14 protein-coding genes are annotated in these 19,165 nt (G+C 45.3%); 7 read left to right on the forward strand and 7 right to left on the reverse strand.

Annotated features, from left to right (window positions below):
- Window positions 1–14 precede the first annotated feature (14 nt).
- Window positions 15–1,682: a TRAP transporter large permease gene (locus ACFFJH_RS14440; protein WP_390213568.1), complete on the forward strand. Its 1,668-nt coding sequence runs from the start codon at window positions 15–17 to the stop codon at window positions 1,680–1,682.
- A 79-nt stretch (window positions 1,683–1,761) separates the two neighbouring features.
- On the opposite strand, the gene ACFFJH_RS14445 is transcribed toward ACFFJH_RS14440, so the two are convergent.
- The 3 genes from ACFFJH_RS14445 to ACFFJH_RS14455 form a co-directional block, all read right to left on the reverse strand.
- Complete coding sequence (locus tag ACFFJH_RS14445) at window positions 1,762–2,856, reverse strand: TRAP transporter substrate-binding protein (protein WP_390213569.1); 1,095 nt, start codon at window positions 2,854–2,856, stop codon at window positions 1,762–1,764.
- 105 nt (window positions 2,857–2,961) lie between these two features.
- On the reverse strand, window positions 2,962–4,314 hold the full coding sequence (gene pmbA / locus ACFFJH_RS14450) for a metalloprotease PmbA (RefSeq protein ID WP_390213570.1): 1,353 nt from the start codon (window positions 4,312–4,314) through the stop codon (window positions 2,962–2,964).
- 459 nt (window positions 4,315–4,773) lie between these two features.
- The gene (locus tag ACFFJH_RS14455; protein ID WP_390213572.1) at window positions 4,774–4,998 is read right to left on the reverse strand and encodes a hypothetical protein; all 225 of its coding nucleotides are present in this window, start codon (window positions 4,996–4,998) and stop codon (window positions 4,774–4,776) included.
- A 160-nt stretch (window positions 4,999–5,158) separates the two neighbouring features.
- Between ACFFJH_RS14455 and ltrA the strand changes: the two genes are divergently transcribed.
- From ltrA to ACFFJH_RS14475, 4 genes are all read left to right on the forward strand, one after another.
- Window positions 5,159–6,859, forward strand: coding sequence for a group II intron reverse transcriptase/maturase (ltrA, locus tag ACFFJH_RS14460; protein WP_390213573.1), 1,701 nt, complete (start codon window positions 5,159–5,161; stop codon window positions 6,857–6,859).
- A 151-nt stretch (window positions 6,860–7,010) separates the two neighbouring features.
- The gene (gene yjgA, locus ACFFJH_RS14465; RefSeq protein WP_390213574.1) at window positions 7,011–7,619 is read left to right on the forward strand and encodes a ribosome biogenesis factor YjgA; all 609 of its coding nucleotides are present in this window, start codon (window positions 7,011–7,013) and stop codon (window positions 7,617–7,619) included.
- Window positions 7,606–8,244, forward strand: a complete 639-nt coding sequence (gene mog, locus ACFFJH_RS14470) for a molybdopterin adenylyltransferase (protein ID WP_390213575.1) — start codon at window positions 7,606–7,608, stop codon at window positions 8,242–8,244. The genes yjgA and mog overlap by 14 nt, the downstream gene beginning before the upstream one ends.
- An 18-nt stretch (window positions 8,245–8,262) precedes the next feature.
- Window positions 8,263–8,937 (forward strand): alpha/beta hydrolase, encoded by a 675-nt coding sequence (locus ACFFJH_RS14475; protein ID WP_390213576.1) that lies wholly within the window; start codon window positions 8,263–8,265, stop codon window positions 8,935–8,937.
- A 91-nt stretch (window positions 8,938–9,028) separates the two neighbouring features.
- Here the strand turns inward: ACFFJH_RS14475 and ACFFJH_RS14480 are convergent, their stop codons facing one another.
- A complete protein-coding gene (locus tag ACFFJH_RS14480) occupies window positions 9,029–10,783 on the reverse strand; it encodes a DUF418 domain-containing protein (protein WP_390213577.1) in 1,755 nt (584 codons plus the stop codon).
- A gap of 156 nt (window positions 10,784–10,939) precedes the next feature.
- Entirely contained in the window at window positions 10,940–12,730 is a 1,791-nt protein-coding gene (locus ACFFJH_RS14485; protein ID WP_390213578.1) for a DUF418 domain-containing protein, read from the reverse strand.
- Window positions 12,731–13,030: 300 nt separating this feature from the next.
- Between ACFFJH_RS14485 and ACFFJH_RS14490 the strand changes: the two genes are divergently transcribed.
- Window positions 13,031–15,523, forward strand: a complete 2,493-nt coding sequence (locus tag ACFFJH_RS14490) for a penicillin acylase family protein (RefSeq protein ID WP_390213579.1) — start codon at window positions 13,031–13,033, stop codon at window positions 15,521–15,523.
- A 157-nt stretch (window positions 15,524–15,680) separates the two neighbouring features.
- Here ACFFJH_RS14490 and ACFFJH_RS14495 read toward each other — a convergent pair whose 3' ends face one another.
- Together ACFFJH_RS14495 and ACFFJH_RS14500 are read right to left on the reverse strand one after the other, a co-directional pair.
- Entirely contained in the window at window positions 15,681–16,097 is a 417-nt protein-coding gene (locus ACFFJH_RS14495; RefSeq protein ID WP_390213580.1) for an MAPEG family protein, read from the reverse strand.
- A 126-nt stretch (window positions 16,098–16,223) separates the two neighbouring features.
- Window positions 16,224–17,930 carry a phospholipase D-like domain-containing protein gene (locus ACFFJH_RS14500; RefSeq protein WP_390213582.1) on the reverse strand — a complete coding sequence of 569 codons (1,707 nt, stop codon included), beginning with the start codon at window positions 17,928–17,930 and terminating at the stop codon, window positions 16,224–16,226.
- Window positions 17,931–18,174: 244 nt separating this feature from the next.
- Between ACFFJH_RS14500 and cysK the strand changes: the two genes are divergently transcribed.
- Window positions 18,175–19,149 carry a cysteine synthase A gene (gene cysK / locus ACFFJH_RS14505; protein ID WP_390213583.1) on the forward strand — a complete coding sequence of 325 codons (975 nt, stop codon included), beginning with the start codon at window positions 18,175–18,177 and terminating at the stop codon, window positions 19,147–19,149.
- Window positions 19,150–19,165 lie beyond the last annotated feature (16 nt).

The raw sequence follows: 19,165 nt of genomic DNA on the forward strand, positions 1-19,165 counted from the left end.
AAGAAGAGACCGCGATGACAGCCTTTCTGATTGCCAATATGGCGCCTATCATGTTCGCCGCCCTAGTGATTTTTCTACTATCGGGCTTTCCAGTTGCGTTTGCATTAGCCGCCAATGGATTAGTTTTCGGTTTTATCGGCATAGAATTAGGCTTATTAAAACCGGAACTCATGCAGGCGATTCCTAGCCGTATCTTCGGGATTATGTCGAATGACACGCTACTCGCCATCCCCTTCTTTACATTCATGGGCTTGATACTGGAACGATCTGGTATGGCCGAGGATTTGCTTGACACCATAGGTCAATTATTTGGCCCATTACGCGGTGGTGTGGCCTACGCTGTGATTTTTGTGGGTGCACTATTAGCAGCGACTACGGGTGTGGTAGCGGCTTCGGTCATCTCCATGGGCTTAATCTCGCTACCAATTATGCTCAAGTATGGTTACGACAAAAAAGTGGCTTCAGGTGTGATCGCAGCCTCAGGTACTTTAGCCCAAATCATTCCGCCCTCTTTGGTATTGATTGTCATGGCCGATCAATTGGGACGCTCCGTCGGTGATATGTATCAAGCCGCATTTTTGCCAGGATTAGTATTAACGGCGATGTATGCTCTCTACATTTTTACGCTATCAATCGTGCGTCCCAAGTGGGTACCTGCACTGCCAATGGAAGCACGTAATTTACGTCAAGCCAACGGCGACAGTGGTGTTATTTCACTGAGTTTATTGTTGTGCGCAGCAAGCGCCGCCAGCTTTGCCTTTGCCCGCTATTATCAAAGCAAACATCCGGATATCGCCACAGACACACTCAGTATTTACTCCGCTACGATAGGCATCGGTTTCGCATTCGTACTCGCGTTTATCAATCGTAAATTTAAAATCGGTTTACTGTCGCGCATGGCAGAACAAGTAGTTTTCGTTTTAATTCCTCCACTCGCTTTAATTTTCTTAGTTTTAGGAACAATCTTCTTAGGCATCGCTACCCCTACTGAAGGTGGTGGCATGGGAGCCTGCGGTGCGATTTTACTGGCCTTACTGAATGGCAGGCTCAATCTCAAATTGACCAAGCAAGCACTAGACTCAACCACACGCCTATCGTGTTTCGTAATGTTCATCCTGATTGGTTCTACCGTCTTTTCCTTAGTATTTCGCGGCATCAACGGCGACCTGTGGGTGGAGCATTTATTAACCGGTCTGCCGGGCGGTCAAATCGGCTTTTTAATTGTGGTTAACATTCTGTTTTTCGTACTGGCCTTCTTCCTCGATTTCTTCGAATTGGCATTTATTTTGGTACCTTTGGTGGGACCCGTTGCCGAAAAATTGGGGATTAACTTGATCTGGTTCGGTGTACTGCTAGGTGTGAATATGCAAACCTCGTTTATGCACCCGCCATTCGGCTTTGCACTATTTTATTTACGCTCCGTCGCGCCCAAAGCGATACGCACCAGCGATATTTATTGGGGCGCGATACCATTTGTACTAATACAAATTATTATGGTGGGCCTGATCATCGCGTTCCCTCAATTGGTATCAACCGATAGTGTAGAAGCCAAAAAAGAAGAAATTCAACTGGACATCAGTACGCCTATCGATGACACACCAGCATCGTCGTTTGATTTGCCAAAAGAAGGTGGTGTAGACGAAATGCGCGATACCCAAGCAACGCCTGCACATGTTCTATGAGTAGCCAAATAGCTCACCAAATAAATTAAGACATGACCTACAACGCAAATTAAAAAAATAGGCGATCATTGACTCGAACTTACTTCAGCTTACGCGCCATATTAAAACGCGCAAATGATTGTTCCGCCACATTAAACCATTGACTTTGATTGTTACGGAACGCCACCCAATCGGTATACACTTTATTAAACTTAGGATTCTTAGCAGCCTCTTCCGTAAAGGTCTCTTGCGCAGCATTAAAGCAAGCTTCCATCACTGACTGCGGAAAAGGTTTCAAAATGGTTTTATCTTGTATTAGACGAGCTAAGGCTGATGGATTGCGTGCGTCATACTTAGCCTGCATATTAATGTGTGCCTCTAAGCTCGCAGTTTCAATGGCGGCTTGATACAGCTTAGGCAATTTATCCCACTCCTTTTTACCAACATAAAAAGAAAGCTGGGCGCCACCTTCCCACCAACCTGGATAATGATAAACCTTAGCGACTTTATTAAAGCCTAGCTTTTCATCATCGTAAGGCCCTACCCATTCGGCGGCATCAATCGCCCCTTTTTCTAGGGAGGTATAAATCTCACCACCAGCAACTTGGACTGGAATCGTGCCTAATTTTGCCAAGACTTTACCTGCAAAACCGCCTACACGAAATTTCAAACCTTTGAGATCCTCTGGACTTTTAATTTCTTTACGAAACCAACCGCCCATTTGCGTACCAGTATTACCACCTAAGAAATTCACTACATTGTGCTCAGCAAAAAATTCACGCATCAACTTCATACCATTGCCATGCATCATCCAGGCAGTTTGCTGACGGGAAGTCATACCAAATGGCACTGCGCAATCAAAAGCGAATGTCGCGTCTTTACCGTAATAGTAGTAAGAGGCGGTATGCCCGATTTCAACCGTACCGTCTTTCACTGCATCTAAAACAGCATTAAATGGGACGATTTCAGGCGCCGCGTAAGGACGAATGTTGAACTTCCCGTCGGTCAATTCTTTAATACGATGGCAAAATGTCTCTGCTGCGCCATAAATGGTATCGAGGTTTTTAGGAAAACTCGATGCCAAACGCCAGTTGAGCGTCGGTAACTCGGCAGCCAGACTTGGGGCAGTCATTGCACCTGTAGCACCCGCAACACTGCCAACCGCTGCTTTTTTTAAAAATGAACGACGTTCCATGCAATCTCCGTTTTTTAAGTTTAGGTTTAAAAGATAAAGAAAGGCTAAAGGCTAAAGCCCGGGACAAACTCAAATAAATCACGCTACCAATACTCAGTACGCCAACTAACTACCAGCAACTGTCATACTTTCTATCAAAATCGAACCGGTAGTCTTAGTGCCACGCGTCAAAGTATCATTCCCAACCGCGACTATTTGCTGAAACATGTCACGCATATTGCCCGCAATCGTGATTTCCTCAACCGGATATTGAATCACACCGTTCTCCACCCAAAAGCCAGAAGCGCCACGGGAATAATCGCCCGTCACATAATTCACGCCCTGCCCCATCAATTCAGTCACTAACAAACCGGTTCCCATTTTCTTTAACATTTGCGCAAAATGATCACTGCGCTTAGTCAAGTTTGAAGTCAGATTTAGATTATGAGAACCACCCGCATTACCGGTTGTTTGCATACCTAATTTACGCGCCGAATAAGTCGACAAGAAATAGCCGTTCAATACGCCATTCGTTACCACATCACGCTTTAAAGTTTTGACTCCCTCATCATCGAATGGTGAAGAGCCCACCGCGCCTAATACGTGCGGATCTTCTAAAACTTGAATATGATTCGGGAAAATTTGCTTTCCTAAGGTATCGAGTAAGAAGCTCGATTTGCGATACAAAGCGCCACCAGAAACGGCTTGTACAAAAGCCCCCAACAAACCTGCCGCCAAAGGTGCTTCGAATAAAACCGGACACTTACGAGTGTCAATCGTACGAGCATTCAAACGTGCCAATGCACGTTCTGCTGCGTAGCCACCAATTGCTTCTGGCGTGGCGATTTTTTTATGATTACGATGCGAGCTATACCAGTCGTCACGCTGCATCTTAGAACCTTTGCCCGCGATCGGCGCCACCGAAATCGTGTGACGGGAAAACGGATAACCGCCCACAAAACCACGAGAGTTAGCTGCCACAAAATGCGACTGCTGAGCATGCACGCTAGCGCCTTCACAATTCGTAATGCGTTTATCCACCGCGTAAGCTGCAGCTTCGGTGCGGCATGCTAGATCGATAGCCTCTTCCGCGGTGACTAACCAAGGATGGAATAATTTCAAATCTTGCGGATGCATTTCTAACATCTCGGCATCTGGCAAACCAGCGCAATCATCTTCGGCCGTAAAGCGAGCGATGTTATAAGCGGCCTCAACCGTATCTTGCAAAGACTTAGCAGAAAAATCAGAAGTGCTGGCATTTCCGCGCTTCTTACCGACATAAACCGTGATTCCTATGCCTTTGTCACGATTCTGCTCTATCGTTTCGACTTTGCCTTTACGCACACTAATCGACAAACCACCACCTTCACTGACTTCTACCGCTGCATCTGTTGCCCCTTTGTCACGAGCAATGCGCAACATATCCTGGGTAATTTGTTTAAATTGATCCTGAGTATGGGTAAAAACTGGTTTAGACATAGCTTCTGTTTCTTTAGCTGAAAGGATAAAGAGAGTATCATAGCAGTCGTTGTGCGACACGATGCCCTTCGTGATTAAAAAAAGGGGCAAAAGCTTTATTTATCATTGTTCGATTCAGCCAGTTGCAAGACTTGTTGAATAGTGAACCTGTTATACGGCTAACAGTAGCCTACGGAGACATGCGTTGCTGGTAACGGCGGCGTGTGAAGCTCTCCTGACAATGTATCTCCCCAGTGATGGGCATGCTTTATCGTGAGGTAAAACATGGAAACTCCTAGCAGTGACGGGGTTGAGAGGCTAGGCTGGCTGGTATGGGTAACATATGTGAATTGTCGTTAAACTTCGTAACTATGGATATGCCAAAACTGCTGTTAGGCATTAACCAAAAGGTGCATGGTCGGATATCCTGTTAGCGACTCAGGATACGTCGTCATCAGACCATCGGAGAAAAGACAGACCCTAACCCAGTCGTGTGATAAGTAAGGAACGTGGAAAACCCAAATCGTCGCCCAAGTTGTTGTAGTCGGGCAGGTGAACCGTAAGGAACACTGTAGGCGGTGTGGGCATGGGAGGATAGAGAAAGCGAATGCCGAGTTGTAATGATTCGGATAGGGATTGAAACATCATTCCACGCGAAAGCGGGCAGACTTCTATCTGGTCTATCGTCGCAAGACGGCTGACCAACCCTTTGTCTTGGATGAGATGAAGGGTAAGTATCAAGATATGGTACTTACCGAACGGATATTTTTACTTGTGGGAGCTATGGACGCTCCCACAAGGAGCGTTATGAGTTTTCACTTGGGAAATTGAAGTTCTAATTTCAATTTACAAGGAGGAAAGCAGCATGAAAGTGCATATCCATACGGATGTGTCTGCGCTCTCTCATGTACCGCAAGACTGGCACGATGTAAGTTGGCGTCGGGTTGAACGGAATGTGAAAGGGATGCAGATACGAATTGCGAAGGCAACACGGGAAGGCAAATGGCGCAAGGTGAAAGCCCTGCAACGAATGTTGACCCGCACGCTATCCGCGAAGTTGTTGGCGGTGAAGCGTGTTACTGAAAATCAAGGTAAACGCACGGCAGGTGTAGATGGTGAGCTGTGGGAGTCACCTGAAACGAAATGGTTAGCAGTTAGCAGGATGCAGCAGCGTGGATATAGACCTTTGCCCTTGCGAAGAATCTATATACCGAAAGCAAATGGGAAAAAACGCCCCTTAGGGATACCCACTATGCGAGATCGGGCTATGCAGGCTTTATTTTTGTTAGCGTTGGAACCTGTATCTGAATCGACGAGCGATCCGAATTCTTATGGATTCAGGAGCAATCGTTCAACAGCAGATGCAATGTCCCAACTATTTGTCTCTTTATCCAAGAAAACTTCGGCTCCTTGGGTATTGGAAGCAGATATAGCAGGCTGTTTCGATAACATTAATCATGGATGGTTGACTGAGAATGTCCCTATGGATAAATCAGTTCTTCAAAAATGGTTAAAGTCTGGCTTGATTTATCAAAGTCAGTTTCAGGAGACAGAAGCTGGTACGCCGCAAGGGGGAATTATTTCTCCCACATTGGCGAATGTGACACTGAATGGTTTGGAGTCAGGCCTGACTAGTTACTTAGGTAAAAAGTTGGGTGTGACGGTAACTAGTAAGCTAAAAGTAAATGTAGTTCGGTATGCGGATGATTTTGTTATTACAGGAAGCTCGAAAGAGGTACTGGAAAACGAAATTAAGCCTTGGATAGAAAATTTCCTTGCAGTTCGAGGATTACGACTTTCTGAGGAAAAGACGCGCATTGTTCACATAGATCAAGGCTTTGATTTTCTGGGGTGGAATTTCCGAAAATATCAGGGAAAACTACTCATCAAACCGAGCAAGAAAAACGTGCAAACGTTTTATCGCAAAGTGAAGGAAATAATCAGTACACATAAAGAGATTAAGCAGGAAGAGTTGATAGACTTGCTTAATCCAATACTACGAGGTTGGGCGCAATATCACAGCCCTGTAGTAGCCAAGGCAACGTACAGCCGTGTAGAGAACTTAATATTTAAGGCTCTATGGCGGTGGTCAAAACGGCGACATTCGAATAAGAACATTGACTGGATCAAGGAAAAATATTTCCATACAGTTGGCGAACGAAATTGGATGTTTGCAGTTCCTGTAGTAAACGAAGATGGCAGTAAAGGACTAAAAGATCTGTATCAGTTGTCGGGTACAGAGATTAAGCGGCATAAGAAAATTAAAGGGGCGTATAACCCTTTTGACCCCGAATGGGAAATGTATGGCGAACAGTTGCAACAAGAACGTATGTTGGAAAATATGCGTCACAAAAAGCAATTTATTCGTATGTACATTGATCAGGGCGGACTTTGTGCTGTATGCAAGTGCAAGATGACCAAAGCAACAGGCTGGCATGACCATCACATAGAATATCGTGTGCATGGAGGTTCTGATGCCCTAGGGAATCGAGTATTATTGCATCCCAACTGCCATGCCCAAGTGCATAGCAAGAGTTTGAAAGTAGTAAAGCCGGTTCCCTTATAGGGAACTTCGTAATATAGCGTTTCCTTTTTAGGAAATTTTATAATAGGCTTGAGCCGTGTGCGATGAAAGTCGCAAGCACGGTTCTTAGGGGGGGATGGGTCAGTAATGACCTGTTCCTACCCTCCTCAATAAGTTTATAGAAGATTTACCAATGCCAAATCCGAATCGAGGCTCTTGCGGCTATCAGTCCAACGAGTTTGAACCAGAATACGACCGTCCATCCAAATCCGAGCTCAAACGCCAAATGACGGCGCTACAGAAACTTGGACAAGAATTAGTTGATGCACCGCGCGATCGAGTTAAACGTGTTCCAATGCCTGAAGATGTGCGTGATGCCATTCTCGAATGTCAAACGATTACCAACCACGAAGGTCGCCGCCGTCAAATGCAATTCGTCGGCAAAAAAATGCGTACTTTGGATGAAGAAGAAGTTGCACTGATTCAGAAAACCATCGATAGCTGGAAAGGTGCTTCCAAATCCGAAACGGCCGCCATGCATTCACTCGAACGCAAACGCGAAAAATTGCTGGCAAAAGACGAAGCCCTCACCGAGCTATTGGAGGAAAATCCCGATCTCGACGTACAGCATTTGCGCACCTTGATTCGCAATGCACGTAAAGAGCAAGCGGAAAACAAACCACCTAAAGCCTATCGCGAAATCTTTCAGATTCTGAAAGAAATTCAAAACAAAAACAAAGCCGCTCATGCATCAGACGCAGATGCAGAAAACGACGAAGATTCGGAAGATGACAACAACTAATTTAGCGCATTCCATCGACTTGGATCGACCACTGCGTATAGGACTCGTTTCAATTTCTGACCGTGCCTCCAGCGGCGTCTATCAAGATCAAGGATTGCCTGCATTACAAACTTGGTTCGGAGCCGCACTGAGTACCGCATGGGAAATGGAAACGCGCTTGATTCCCGATGAACGACCTTATATCGAACAAGCTTTAATTGACTTGGTGGATAACGCGCGCTGTGACTTAGTGATCACCACGGGCGGTACAGGCCCAGCGCGACGCGATGTCACACCAGAAGCGACCTTAGCGGTAGCGACCAAGGAAATGCCGGGTTTTGGTGAGCAAATGCGCCAGATCAGTTTGCAATTTGTGCCGACCGCGATCCTATCGCGCCAAGTTGCCGTGATACGCGAGACGCCCGACCACGCGGCATTAATTTTAAATTTACCCGGTCAGCCAAAGTCGATTAAAGAAACTTTAGAAGGTTTAAAAGATGCAGAAGGCAAGCAGCTAGTCGCGGGTATTTTTGCGGCAGTTCCTTATTGCATAGACTTGATTGGTGGTCCCTATGTCGAGACGCATGATGCAGTCTGTAAAGTATTTCGACCAAAATCCGCGTTGCGCGTAAAAACGACTGAATAGACAATTGAATAGCGAATTATGACGACTCAACTCTTAGAAACCATAGAAATCGAAAGTGGTGCCAATCCAACTGCCGCCGTTATCTGGATGCATGGCTTGGGCGCAGACGCCAATGACTTTGTACCTATCGTCAAAGAACTCGATCTGAGCGATTGCCCAACGATTCGCTTTGTCTTCCCAAATGCGCCGCAAATTCCCGTCACCTTAAATGGTGGCTATATCATGCGCGCTTGGTACGATATTGCTGCCGCTGGTACCGACATTAATAAACGCGAAGATGAAACCGGCTTGCGTCAATCGCAACAACAAATCAATGCCTTGATCGCGCGTGAAAATGCACGTGGCATTCCCACTGACAAAATCATTCTGGCTGGTTTTTCACAAGGCTGTGCCATGAGTTTGCAAACGGGTTTACGTCATCCACAAAAATTAGCAGGCATCATGGGCTTGTCTGGCTATGTGCCCTTGGCGGAGAAAGTCGCTACAGAGCGTCACGCTGCAAATCAAGACACCCCCATCTTTTTAGTACATGGAACGAGTGATCCTGTGATTCCTATCCAACGCGCACAACAGTCACGGGATCTCTTGCTCAGCCTCGGCTATTCCATTGAATGGCATGATTACTGGATGCAACACTCGGTATCGCCACAAGAAATTATTGATATAGGGAATTGGTTGCGTAAAGTTCTGTAAATATTTTTTACTCTGGAACTATAGCAAAAGGGCTTATTTGGATTCAAATAAGCCCTTTTGCTTTTTTACTTTATTTAAATTTAAACGCAGCTTAAACTTTAAACGCAGGCAGTTTCCAATACGTCACCGCACGCCACAACCATTCCATAGGTCCGTAACGGAATTTACTCAACCACCAGTGGCTAAACATCAACTGCAAAATAACGACGATCAAAACGAATACCACTTGATGCGCTCGCTGCATACCGTAGTAACCCAGACCGTAACTATAAAAAACTGCCGAGCAAATAATCGATTGCGACAAATAATTGGTGAGCGCCATACGGCCATACGGCGCCAGCACCTTCACTTTAGCCAGTACCCCCGCGCTATTAAACATCAACACCAAAACACTAACATAGCCTAAGCAGGCAGGTAGATTTCCTAAATACAGCAGCCCAGTGGCCAAAGTAAACGGATCGTTTTCCAATCCTTTAACAGGCGCGGTTGTGATCAAACTACCCGCAATTCCCAAACTTATTCCAACAGGCAAACCGAACAAGGCTAGCTTTCTAAACAAAGGCAGATGCGCTTGCGTATTATCCATAATGCCAGAGCGCACAAACCAAAAGCCAATCAAAAACATACAATTGATCAAGACACTAAAAATCGTCACGTTCGCCCAATTTTCAGCAAACTCCTTGGCTCGGAATTGCATCGCTTGGAGATAAGTTCCTTTAGTTAGAATCTCTACTTCCAACTTATTATCAGCCTCTTTCTTTTTCTCTCGCTCCAGCTCCTTTTTCTTTTGCTCTGCTGTCTCTGCTTTACGTTTAGCTGTTTCACTTGACGCTAAGGGAATGCTGGCGCTTGCTGCCTGTGAACTATCCCCAGTAGCGGAGGTAGCGGAAGCAGCGACGACATGTTCGCTTTTCGGCTTAGCCTTATTCACCGCCGTAGATATTTCCTTACCCCCCCAATACTCAAATGCGCCACCAATAATCATAGAAATAAACAAAGTGCAGTACAACAAACTGCCTATTTTCCAAGGGCGATCTTCTTTGGGTTGAAATGAACGCGCCAATATGAATGCGAGTAAAAAGAAAAATCCTGCTGAAAAAATTGCACCACGTAAAATTTTCATGGTCGGAATGAGAAATCCACCTAAGCTCAATAACAATGTAATTCCACCCATAATGCAAAGCACCACCGCGGTGATAGGTAGGTTTTTTCCAAAAAACTTCACCGTAGTTTCAGTACGCAATAAAAAGGCGATGCCAGCCAGTAAAGTCAAAGCCATCGCGATAGCACCGACTTGATTAAGCAAGGGAATCATTGCGCATAAAACTAGCAAGAGCGCAGCAAGAAAGATCCAACGTAATTTGCCAAACAAGATCAATAGCAGACCAGCAGCAGCGATAGCATAGCTAAATAAAATATCACCTGGCCATATCAAAATATGGTGCAGCAAACCAAAGATTGCCAAGGCGAACAAACGACGCAAATAAGGTTGCAGAAAATTCTGCCCCTTAGTCTCAGTACGTGTCAGCATCAGCGCAAAACCCATACCGAACAACAGCGAGAATATCGTCCAAAACTTTCCGGCAACAAAATACGCAATCACATAACTCGCCAACCAGTTTAATCCAGTCAATCCTGCGGGCATGCCTTCCCCCAATTCACCCACTGCACGATTAAAGAACTCTATATTCATCAAGAAAATACCGATGAGCGCAAAGCCACGAATCACATCAAGCACCGCAATCCGTTCTTTTTCTGTGACGGGTGCTAGTACTGTTGGCACAGCGAGGCTGGCCGCTGGTACTAAATGATTTTCGCTACTGACGTGTATCTCGTCGTTTTGCATATTCTTTCCTCGCTTCAACAAGTAAGCAAACCAATTTCCAATTGAAAAAGCGCTTCGATCTGCATCAAAGCGCTTTTATCATTATGCCTTACAAAATGGTAAAGCCAATATACTTAAGAAAACTAACTCAGTTAATCTCAGTAATTAAATTATTTATTACCCCATTTGTGCTTGCATAGCTGGCTGACTAATTCTCATCGCGGGAATTTGCCAGTAAGTCACTACACGCCATACCCATTCCAAAGGACCGTAACGGAAACGAGCCAACCACCAATGACTGAACAAAACTTGTAAGCAAATCACACAGACGGCAAAACCTAATTGCTGAGCGCGACCTAGACCAAAATGCCCTAATCCCCAACCATAAAAGAAACTCGCTTGCACCAGCGACTGCATTAAGTAATTAGTCAATGCCATGCGTCCAAAAGGTGCCAACGCTTTAATTTTAGAAAACACAGAATTACTATGTAACATCAAGACCACGATACTGAGATAGGCCAGACAAGTTGGCAAATTACCCAAGTTCAAAAGCATCTGAGACAACTGCCAACCATCACCGGAGACACCCGATACATGGCTCACTGCAATGCTACTCGCCAATACGCTTAGCCCCCATCCGATAGGCAAACCAAAAATCGCAATCTGACGGAACAAAGGTAAATGCTCAGCCGCTTTGGTAATAATCTTGGCACGCACAAACCACAAACCAAGTAAGAATAAGGCGATGGCTTCGAATGCCATACCAGCTGGATTAAATGGTCCGTCCATCAGACGATTAAAACGTTGCTTGACCGTATCCAGATAACTGCCATGGCTTAGTACTTCAACGTCCTCAGCAATTTTCTTTTTATTCTCTTGAATATTGTTAATCGAGTCTGCATCGCGTTCTATTTTCTTTTGGTCCTCAGTTTTGACTACTTTAGGATCGTCCTTTTTAGCCTCTACTTTCGATGCTGATTTAGCTTCAGAATTCCCCGCCTTCTTGCTTAGCTCTTCCTCAGCTTTGGTTTTCGCTTTTTGTGCTGCGAGCTGAACCGCCTCAGGTGAATTAAATACGCTCTTGATAGGTTGTTGATAAGCGATGATGCCAAAGACAGTACCAATCAAGAACGGCAAGCAATAAATCAGGACACCCGCACGCCACAATCGCGCGGACACTGGTTGATGAAAATAAGCCGATAAGAACGCTATCGATAAGAATGCAACCGCCATCGCCGTCATAGGACTACGTCCCTCTTTCATGCTAGGAACCAGCCAACAAGCCAAAGCAGTAAAGCTCACTAGAATTCCAGCAACTAGAAACAAAACAGAAAACAGTGGTATTTGTTTGCCAAACACTGTGACCTGTTTTTCATTACGAATAAACAAACCAATCAACCCCATATAGGCGATACCTGCAACCACTGTGCCGAAGGAACTCAAGCCTGGAATGAAGCAAAAACCAACTAGGCCAGCAATGCTCAGTAATATCCACTTCCAACGACCAAACAAGACGATCAACAAACCGCCAGCAGTGAACGCGTAGCTCAGTAGAATATCGCCATACCACAGCATGACATTATGCAAGAATCCAAAAATCGCCAGCGCGATAATGCGGCGTATATAAGGCTTAATGAAGGGACGATCAGTCTCCTCAGCACGGCTTAACATTACCGCAAAGCCCATACCAAACAGCAGCGAAAAGATCGTCCAAAACTTACCCGCAACAAAGTAATTAACGAAGTAAGTTGCGAGCCAATCAATGCCTTGCACACCAGGTGGTATGCCCGTACCAAAATCCAAAAACGATCGATTGAAATACTCGATGTTCATAAAGAAGATGCCGATTAAGGCGAATCCCCTGACTACATCCAAGGCTTGTATCCGTTCACTGGCGGCCACCGGAACAAAGTTTGCACTTGGCGCATCGGCGGGAAAACCCGCCTTGTTATCGAATGTGTGTTCCATTTTTCCCCTCTTCTCCATGACCAGAACGGCCAGATTGGTACAGTCTTATTTTGGTTTGAAAAACAATCGTATTTAATCAGCGTTAAATACATGAGAAACATTTAGCAGCCTCAGATGCTACGCTCCCTCTTAGCCAAAAACAAAGCTCTTGCGACGAACTGCATAAATCAAGGAGTGAAATCATTTTATTTGCGCTTATACTCCCTAAATAAAGTCAAATCATCGCTTGATCCACCGCACTCAACAACCATCAAAAAAATCACTTAACGCATTGCAACAAAGCGCAAAAGAACAGACATCATGCCAAGATCACACACACTAGCTGCGAGCAAAGAACTATTCAAAATCAAGGCGATTGCCAAGCTAAGCTTAAGTTTCTCGCTATTATTGACATTGACGCCGCAGCTATCCAGTGCGCAAAATGGCCCTGCAAAAATAGGTGTCCAACAAAGCTGGCAACTAACAGGATTACAAAACCGAGCGCAAATTTTGGTTGATCAATGGGGCGTCCCGCATATTTATGCAGAGAACGAAGCCGACCTCTTTTTTGCGCAAGGATTTAATGTTGCCCGAGATCGTTTATTCCAAATTGATTTATGGCGTAGACGCGGTCTGGGACAACTCGCCGAAGTGTTTGGCCCTGCCTATTTGGAACAAGATAAAGCCGCTCGAGCTTTCTTATACCAAGGCGATATGCGACAAGAATGGGCCGCCTATGGCGCCCAGGCACAGGCTTTAAGTAAGCGTTTTGTGGAGGGAATTAATGCCTATATTGACTACCTAAGCAAGAATCCTGAAGCAATGCCGCCAGAATTCAAATTCATGCAATATCAACCTGCAAAATGGCAAGCCGAAGATGTGGTGCGGATACGTAGTCATGGATTGACCCGCAATCTGACTTCGGAAGTCGCGCGTGCCAGACTGGCCTGCACTGACAATCTGGCACTCGATGAAGTCAGACAAAGTTTAAGTCATGGCTGGAAGACCACCGTACCTGAAGGTTTAGATCCTTGTCTCCCCGACGATGTTTTGCGTCAATTTACACTGGCAACCCAAAATGTCACATTTGATGCCAATAGCAAACGTGTGAGTCAAACCACTCTGCCGACAACATTCAGCATGCAAGACTATGTGGCGGATCAGGAAACGCAAGAAGGCAGTAACAACTGGGTCATAGCTCCTAGCAAATCTAGTACAGGACGCGCCATCATGGCGAATGATCCACACCGCGCCTATTCTACGCCTTCACTTCGGTATATCACCCATTTAAGTGCCCCTGGCCTGAATGTCATCGGTGCTGGCGAGCCAGCCCTGCCAGGTATCTCCATCGGTCACAATGGCAGCATTGCATTTGGCCTGACGATTATGGCAATTGATCAGGAAGACTTATATGTGTACCAGCTCAATCCTAACAATCCGCAGCAATATCAATACCAAGGAAAATGGGAAAACTTCATCCAACGTAGTGAAAGTTTTAAAGTCAAAGGACAAGCTGAACATCAAGCTACGCTCTCTTTTACGCGGCATGGCCCAATCATCTATATCGAGTCCGATAAAAATCGTGCCTTTGCAGTCCGCACCGCATGGTTACAAGCAGGCATGGCTCCCTACTTTGGCAGCGTCGATTACATGCGTGCCCATAATTTTGCACAATTTAAAAAAGCTATGTTGCACTGGGGGGCACCGACCGAAAATCAGGTCTATGCCGATACCAAAGGCAATATCGGTTGGGTTCCCGGTGGGATGGCACCAATACGTCCCAACTGGGATGGGCTGATGCCTGTGCCGGGCGACGGTCGCTACGAATGGTCGGGATTTTTATCCGGTGACAAGCTGCCATTTAGCTACAACCCAAAATCCGGTTGGTTCGCATCAGCCAACGAGATGAATCTCCCCAAAGACTATCCGCAACAAGAACGCAAACTCGGTTTTGAATGGCCGCTACCAGCGCGCTACTTACGGATCGCCGAAGTCTTAGGACAAGATAAAAAAATCTCTATTGAAGACTCTATGCGTTTGCAAAATGATGTTTTCTCATCGCCTGCAAAACGTTTAGTGACTCTAGTGAATCGCTTGAATACAGCAGATACAACGCAACAAAAAGCGCTGGCAGTTTTCAAAGACTGGGATTACTTCGAACATGCCGATTCAGCCGCAGCCGCATTATTCCAAGTCTGGCTGACACAAACGCTAGCGCCTGCCTACAAAAATATAATGTTAGGAGGCCAGGCTGGATTAGTCACCAGCATGCCCGACATGACCCGCATGCTGCAACATCTCGACAGCACTGAAAAATTTCCGGCTCAGTTTGGAATCACAGCACAAATCGCGCGTGCCACACGTGACAACTTACTGCTAAACAGCTTAAGCATAGCCTATCAAGGTTTAGAGCGCCTACAAGGCAAAGACAGTAAAAACTGGCGTTGGGGTGCGCTACAAAAAACCTCATTCAAACATGCGATGTCAGCGATGGTTGACGCCGATACCAGCGTTCAATTCGATATTGGCAATCTACCACGCGGCGGAAGCGCGAATACGGTCAATCAGTCTAGCTACCGCCTACAAGACTTTATGCAGCTAAATGGCCCTTCATTTCGCGTCGTGGTCGATGTAGGCAATTGGGATAATTCACGCGCCATTAACGCGCCCGGACAATCGGGAGATCCACGCAGCCCGCACTACCGAGATCTAGCAGAATCATGGGCCAAAGGTGATTACTTCCCTTTGCTGTATTCGCGTAAAGCCGTAGAAAAAAATACCCGGCAACGGTTTGAATTACTGCCTGTAAAATAGAATAGGCTAAATGGTAGCTAGTCGCCACTACAGATACTTAAGAACAAGTCTTAAATAAAGGGGAGTTGTGCGCACCGTTTTTTCGTCAAACTGAGTTGTTCATGTGGATAACGATAGCAAGCACAATACTGATTACTTTGTAGGTAAAGCAAACAGCTCAGACTGAACGAGAAACAATAGTCCCCCAAAGCCCAAGAACCGCAAGAAAATTTATAGTAAAAATCAATCCCCGCAGCCGAACATTGGTAGTCAATATTTGAACCAAACTATGTAACATTCTACCCATAACAAAAATCCACGATAAGACTAGTGAATACGAAATAACAGGTACTTGAACCAGCAACAAACATGCTGCATAAAACAGCAAAGGCCATTCAAACTGATTCGATAAGTTAGCACTAATACGAGGCTCAAATTTCGCCCACGGATTGCCACCATCAGAGCGGCAACCCACGCCCCAGATTGTCGGGGCACGTGCAATAGTGAGTAAGACATAGAGAAATGCGGCTAAGGCAACGTGCGTTGCCATGGGGATAATTAGAGGGTGTTGGATTAGGATTTCTGGTTGTGGCATTTTTTAAAAATCTTTTAATTCAAAACAAAGTTCTTCGCAAGTGATGATACTCGAAGCAAACAAAACAATTCATCGTAAAAGCCTTTTCCCATCTTCTTATGACAAACTAAAGAATAAGCACTTCATCTAAGCAAACAACTCACGATCACGGATTTTTCGAGGATCGCTGTAGCTCTGCTCAAACCACGGTTTCTCTCCAATCTGACGAGGAGGCTTACGAAGCTGTAATATTTTTTTAGCCTGCTTTGCCTCTTTCTGGGCAACACGAAAGTGATAATGATCAAATAATCGCAAAGCCTCAACGGTGTAGGATACCGCGACGCGACGGTCACGGATCACTACCAGATTTTCGCCATTTTTTTGATCCGCTGGTGAAGAAAAATTGTAAGAGCCGAGATAGACACGCGCGCTAGGCTTATCGAAGTCAATCACCACGAACTTATGGTGCATGCGATTTCCTCCACCTCCTGTAGGTTCTTTACTGAACGGAAGTGGGATATTTTTATCAAGTGCCGAAGAGAAGACGGGGGCAATATTGCCATTTGGCATTTGCAGATCTATCCCTCCTACTTTTTTGTCCGCAATACCGTAGACGAAGATACCCGCTCTCGCTGAAACATCCCGAATCGTCTCTTTTATAATTCCAGGCGTAATCGACAAAAACGCCAATGAATAAAAAAGACTAGACGTAGTTGAACTAATGTCTTCACCGATAGCTTGCAGCAAACTATTTGATTTAGAGTGTGGCGAAAAAGCTACCTTAGCATCAATATTTTTCAAACCAAGATCCATCATCTCAGCGGAATCGGTATCTTGGAATGTAGCTTCTTTATCATAATAATTATCGAATGCAGCAAGAGCCAGAGTAACTGGTTTTTTCCCCTCTATAACGAGCGCATTGTTCGCCTGAATATAGAAACCGCGCCAACTCAAATTCGTAGATCCAAAAACCACCTTCTTGGTCTTAGGACCATTAACAATAATCATCTTATTGTGCTGTAAGCTCTTCATGTGTTGACGCTTTACGTTCGCCGCGCCCGCCGACTTTAGCAGACGTTCCGCTGATTGAGTCTCTCCAGAATCGTCTTCTCCATGCTCCTTACTATCATCAATAATAATACGCAGTTTCTTTTTAAGCTTAACCAATCTGCCAACCACTTCCGGTTCGCTCAAATCATAAGCGACAACCCGCACCTCAGCGCCTTCCAAGATGGCTTGGTCGAGTAGTTCAAGAATAGTTTCTCGGGCCTCAAAGCCCATCCAGGCAAGCGCCTCTTCTCTCTTAGGATGCGTAGCTTTAAAGGTTAATCCTTCCTTAGCCTTGGAGGGAATGAGCGTTTGAATTTCACCGAATTTCTCAAATCGATCCACAAAAGCTTGGGAAGAAACGAAACCTCTCGTGAAAGTGACATTTAACTGCCCTTGATAGGTTTCTCGTCGTAATTCGATGTTAGCTTCCTGAGGTGTTCCTTGGCTAAGCCTATCATCCTCATCCATAAAAACAGGCGTCACTCGATAAGTGAATTCACCTAATAAATTGGCGTTTCTAGGAAAATGTATCCACCGGAATTTTTGAATCGGTGAAATGAGTGTCGATAGTTGAAGTTTACTACCACCACTTCCCGCATTTTCGAAGCTGAGGCGATTATTTAAAGGAAAGAAAGCATCGGTGCCAGGTGCCCTTGATTCAATAGCAAAGCCGACAAAATTGTCTGGCGGCTTTCCTACCTTCCAATTCATCGCTATGAGACACATCCCGTCACCTCGATGGAGCTTCAACGTAAAAAGTGCTTTTGCATTTTTGCCTGAGACTTGAAAATCACTCGATGCCATATAGACTCCCTGATTTAATTATCCAAACATGAATACATAATAATATCTCACAAAAAGCCAAATTCTAGTAATAATTCAAATAATCTTTAACATCGTTTATAGAGCAAAAACTACACTCTCCTTCTTTATTCAACTCCAAACACAACAAATCCATATAAGAATATGAGCTTATATTCTTTTGAATTTGCGTACCATTACGCTATCGTCACAATCCTTCTCGGATACTTCTTACAAAGAGGAATTTATGCCTATTTATCAAAATAATGCCGACTCTATCGGTCGTACGCCTTTAGTGAAATTGAACCGTATTACTGACGGTGCTGGGGCGACTGTGTTGGCGAAGATTGAAGGTCGTAATCCTGCCTATTCGGTGAAATGTCGAATTGGTGCGGCGATGGTGGCAGATGCGGAAGCGCGAGGCTTACTCGGGCCGGGTAAAGAATTGATCGAACCCACTAGTGGCAATACCGGTATCGCTCTGGCCTTTGTCGCTGCGGCCAAAGGTATTCCTTTAACCTTAACTATGCCTGAGACAATGAGCATAGAGCGCCGCAAATTATTGGTCGCTTATGGTGCAAAATTGATTTTAACGGAAGGTGCCAAAGGTATGAATGGCGCTATCGCTAAGGCAGAAGAAATTCGCGCCAGTGATCCTGAGCGTTATGTCTTGTTACAACAATTTAAAAATCCAGCCAATCCCGCGATTCATGAAAAGACTACGGGGCCAGAAATTTGGACCGATACTGAAGGTCAAGTCGATATCTTTGTATCTGGCGTAGGCACCGGCGGTACCATTACGGGCGTATCTCGTTACATCAAACAAGTTCAAGGTAAAGCTATTCAAACCGTTGCAGTAGAACCGACCGCCAGTCCGGTGTTAACGCAAAAACGTAACGGTCAAGAGATCAAACCAGCGCCGCATAAGATTCAGGGTATTGGTGCCGGTTTTGTACCGGATGTTTTAGATTTGTCTTTAGTCGATCTAATCGAACAAGTGAGCAATGAAGAAGCGGTCGAATATGCCCAACGTTTGGCGAAAGAGGAAGGCATTTTAGCGGGTATCTCTTGTGGTGCGGCGACTGCAGTTGCGGTGCGTTTAGCCAAATTACCTGAGAATGCAGGTAAAACCATCGTTGTTGTTTTACCAGACTCTGGCGAACGTTATTTGAGCTCTATTTTGTTTGAGGGTTATTTTGATGCGAGCGGTATCGCGGCTTGATAGGTAAAATTTAGAT

The organism is Affinundibacterium danionis (assembly GCF_042432465.1).
In the GTDB taxonomy this organism is placed as follows: domain Bacteria; phylum Pseudomonadota; class Gammaproteobacteria; order Burkholderiales; family Burkholderiaceae_D; genus Undibacterium; species Undibacterium danionis.

Bases quoted from the DNA above. Each gene is read 5' to 3' on its own strand.
- ACFFJH_RS14445 (WP_390213569.1), bottom strand. From the start codon at position 2,856: ATGGAACGTCGTTCATTTTTAAAAAAAGCAGCGGTTGGCAGTGTTGCG.
- ACFFJH_RS14480 (WP_390213577.1), bottom strand. From the start codon at position 10,783: ATGCAAAACGACGAGATACACGTCAGTAGCGAAAATCATTTAGTACCA.
- yjgA (WP_390213574.1), top strand. From the start codon at position 7,011: ATGCCAAATCCGAATCGAGGCTCTTGCGGCTATCAGTCCAACGAGTTT.
- ACFFJH_RS14485 (WP_390213578.1), bottom strand. From the start codon at position 12,730: ATGGAACACACATTCGATAACAAGGCGGGTTTTCCCGCCGATGCGCCA.
- ACFFJH_RS14490 (WP_390213579.1), top strand. From the start codon at position 13,031: ATGCCAAGATCACACACACTAGCTGCGAGCAAAGAACTATTCAAAATC.
- cysK (WP_390213583.1), top strand. From the start codon at position 18,175: ATGCCTATTTATCAAAATAATGCCGACTCTATCGGTCGTACGCCTTTA.
- pmbA (WP_390213570.1), bottom strand. From the start codon at position 4,314: ATGTCTAAACCAGTTTTTACCCATACTCAGGATCAATTTAAACAAATT.
- mog (WP_390213575.1), top strand. From the start codon at position 7,606: ATGACAACAACTAATTTAGCGCATTCCATCGACTTGGATCGACCACTG.
- ACFFJH_RS14500 (WP_390213582.1), bottom strand. From the start codon at position 17,930: ATGGCATCGAGTGATTTTCAAGTCTCAGGCAAAAATGCAAAAGCACTT.
- ACFFJH_RS14440 (WP_390213568.1), top strand. From the start codon at position 15: ATGACAGCCTTTCTGATTGCCAATATGGCGCCTATCATGTTCGCCGCC.
- ACFFJH_RS14495 (WP_390213580.1), bottom strand. From the start codon at position 16,097: ATGCCACAACCAGAAATCCTAATCCAACACCCTCTAATTATCCCCATG.
- ACFFJH_RS14475 (WP_390213576.1), top strand. From the start codon at position 8,263: ATGACGACTCAACTCTTAGAAACCATAGAAATCGAAAGTGGTGCCAAT.
- ltrA (WP_390213573.1), top strand. From the start codon at position 5,159: ATGAAAGTGCATATCCATACGGATGTGTCTGCGCTCTCTCATGTACCG.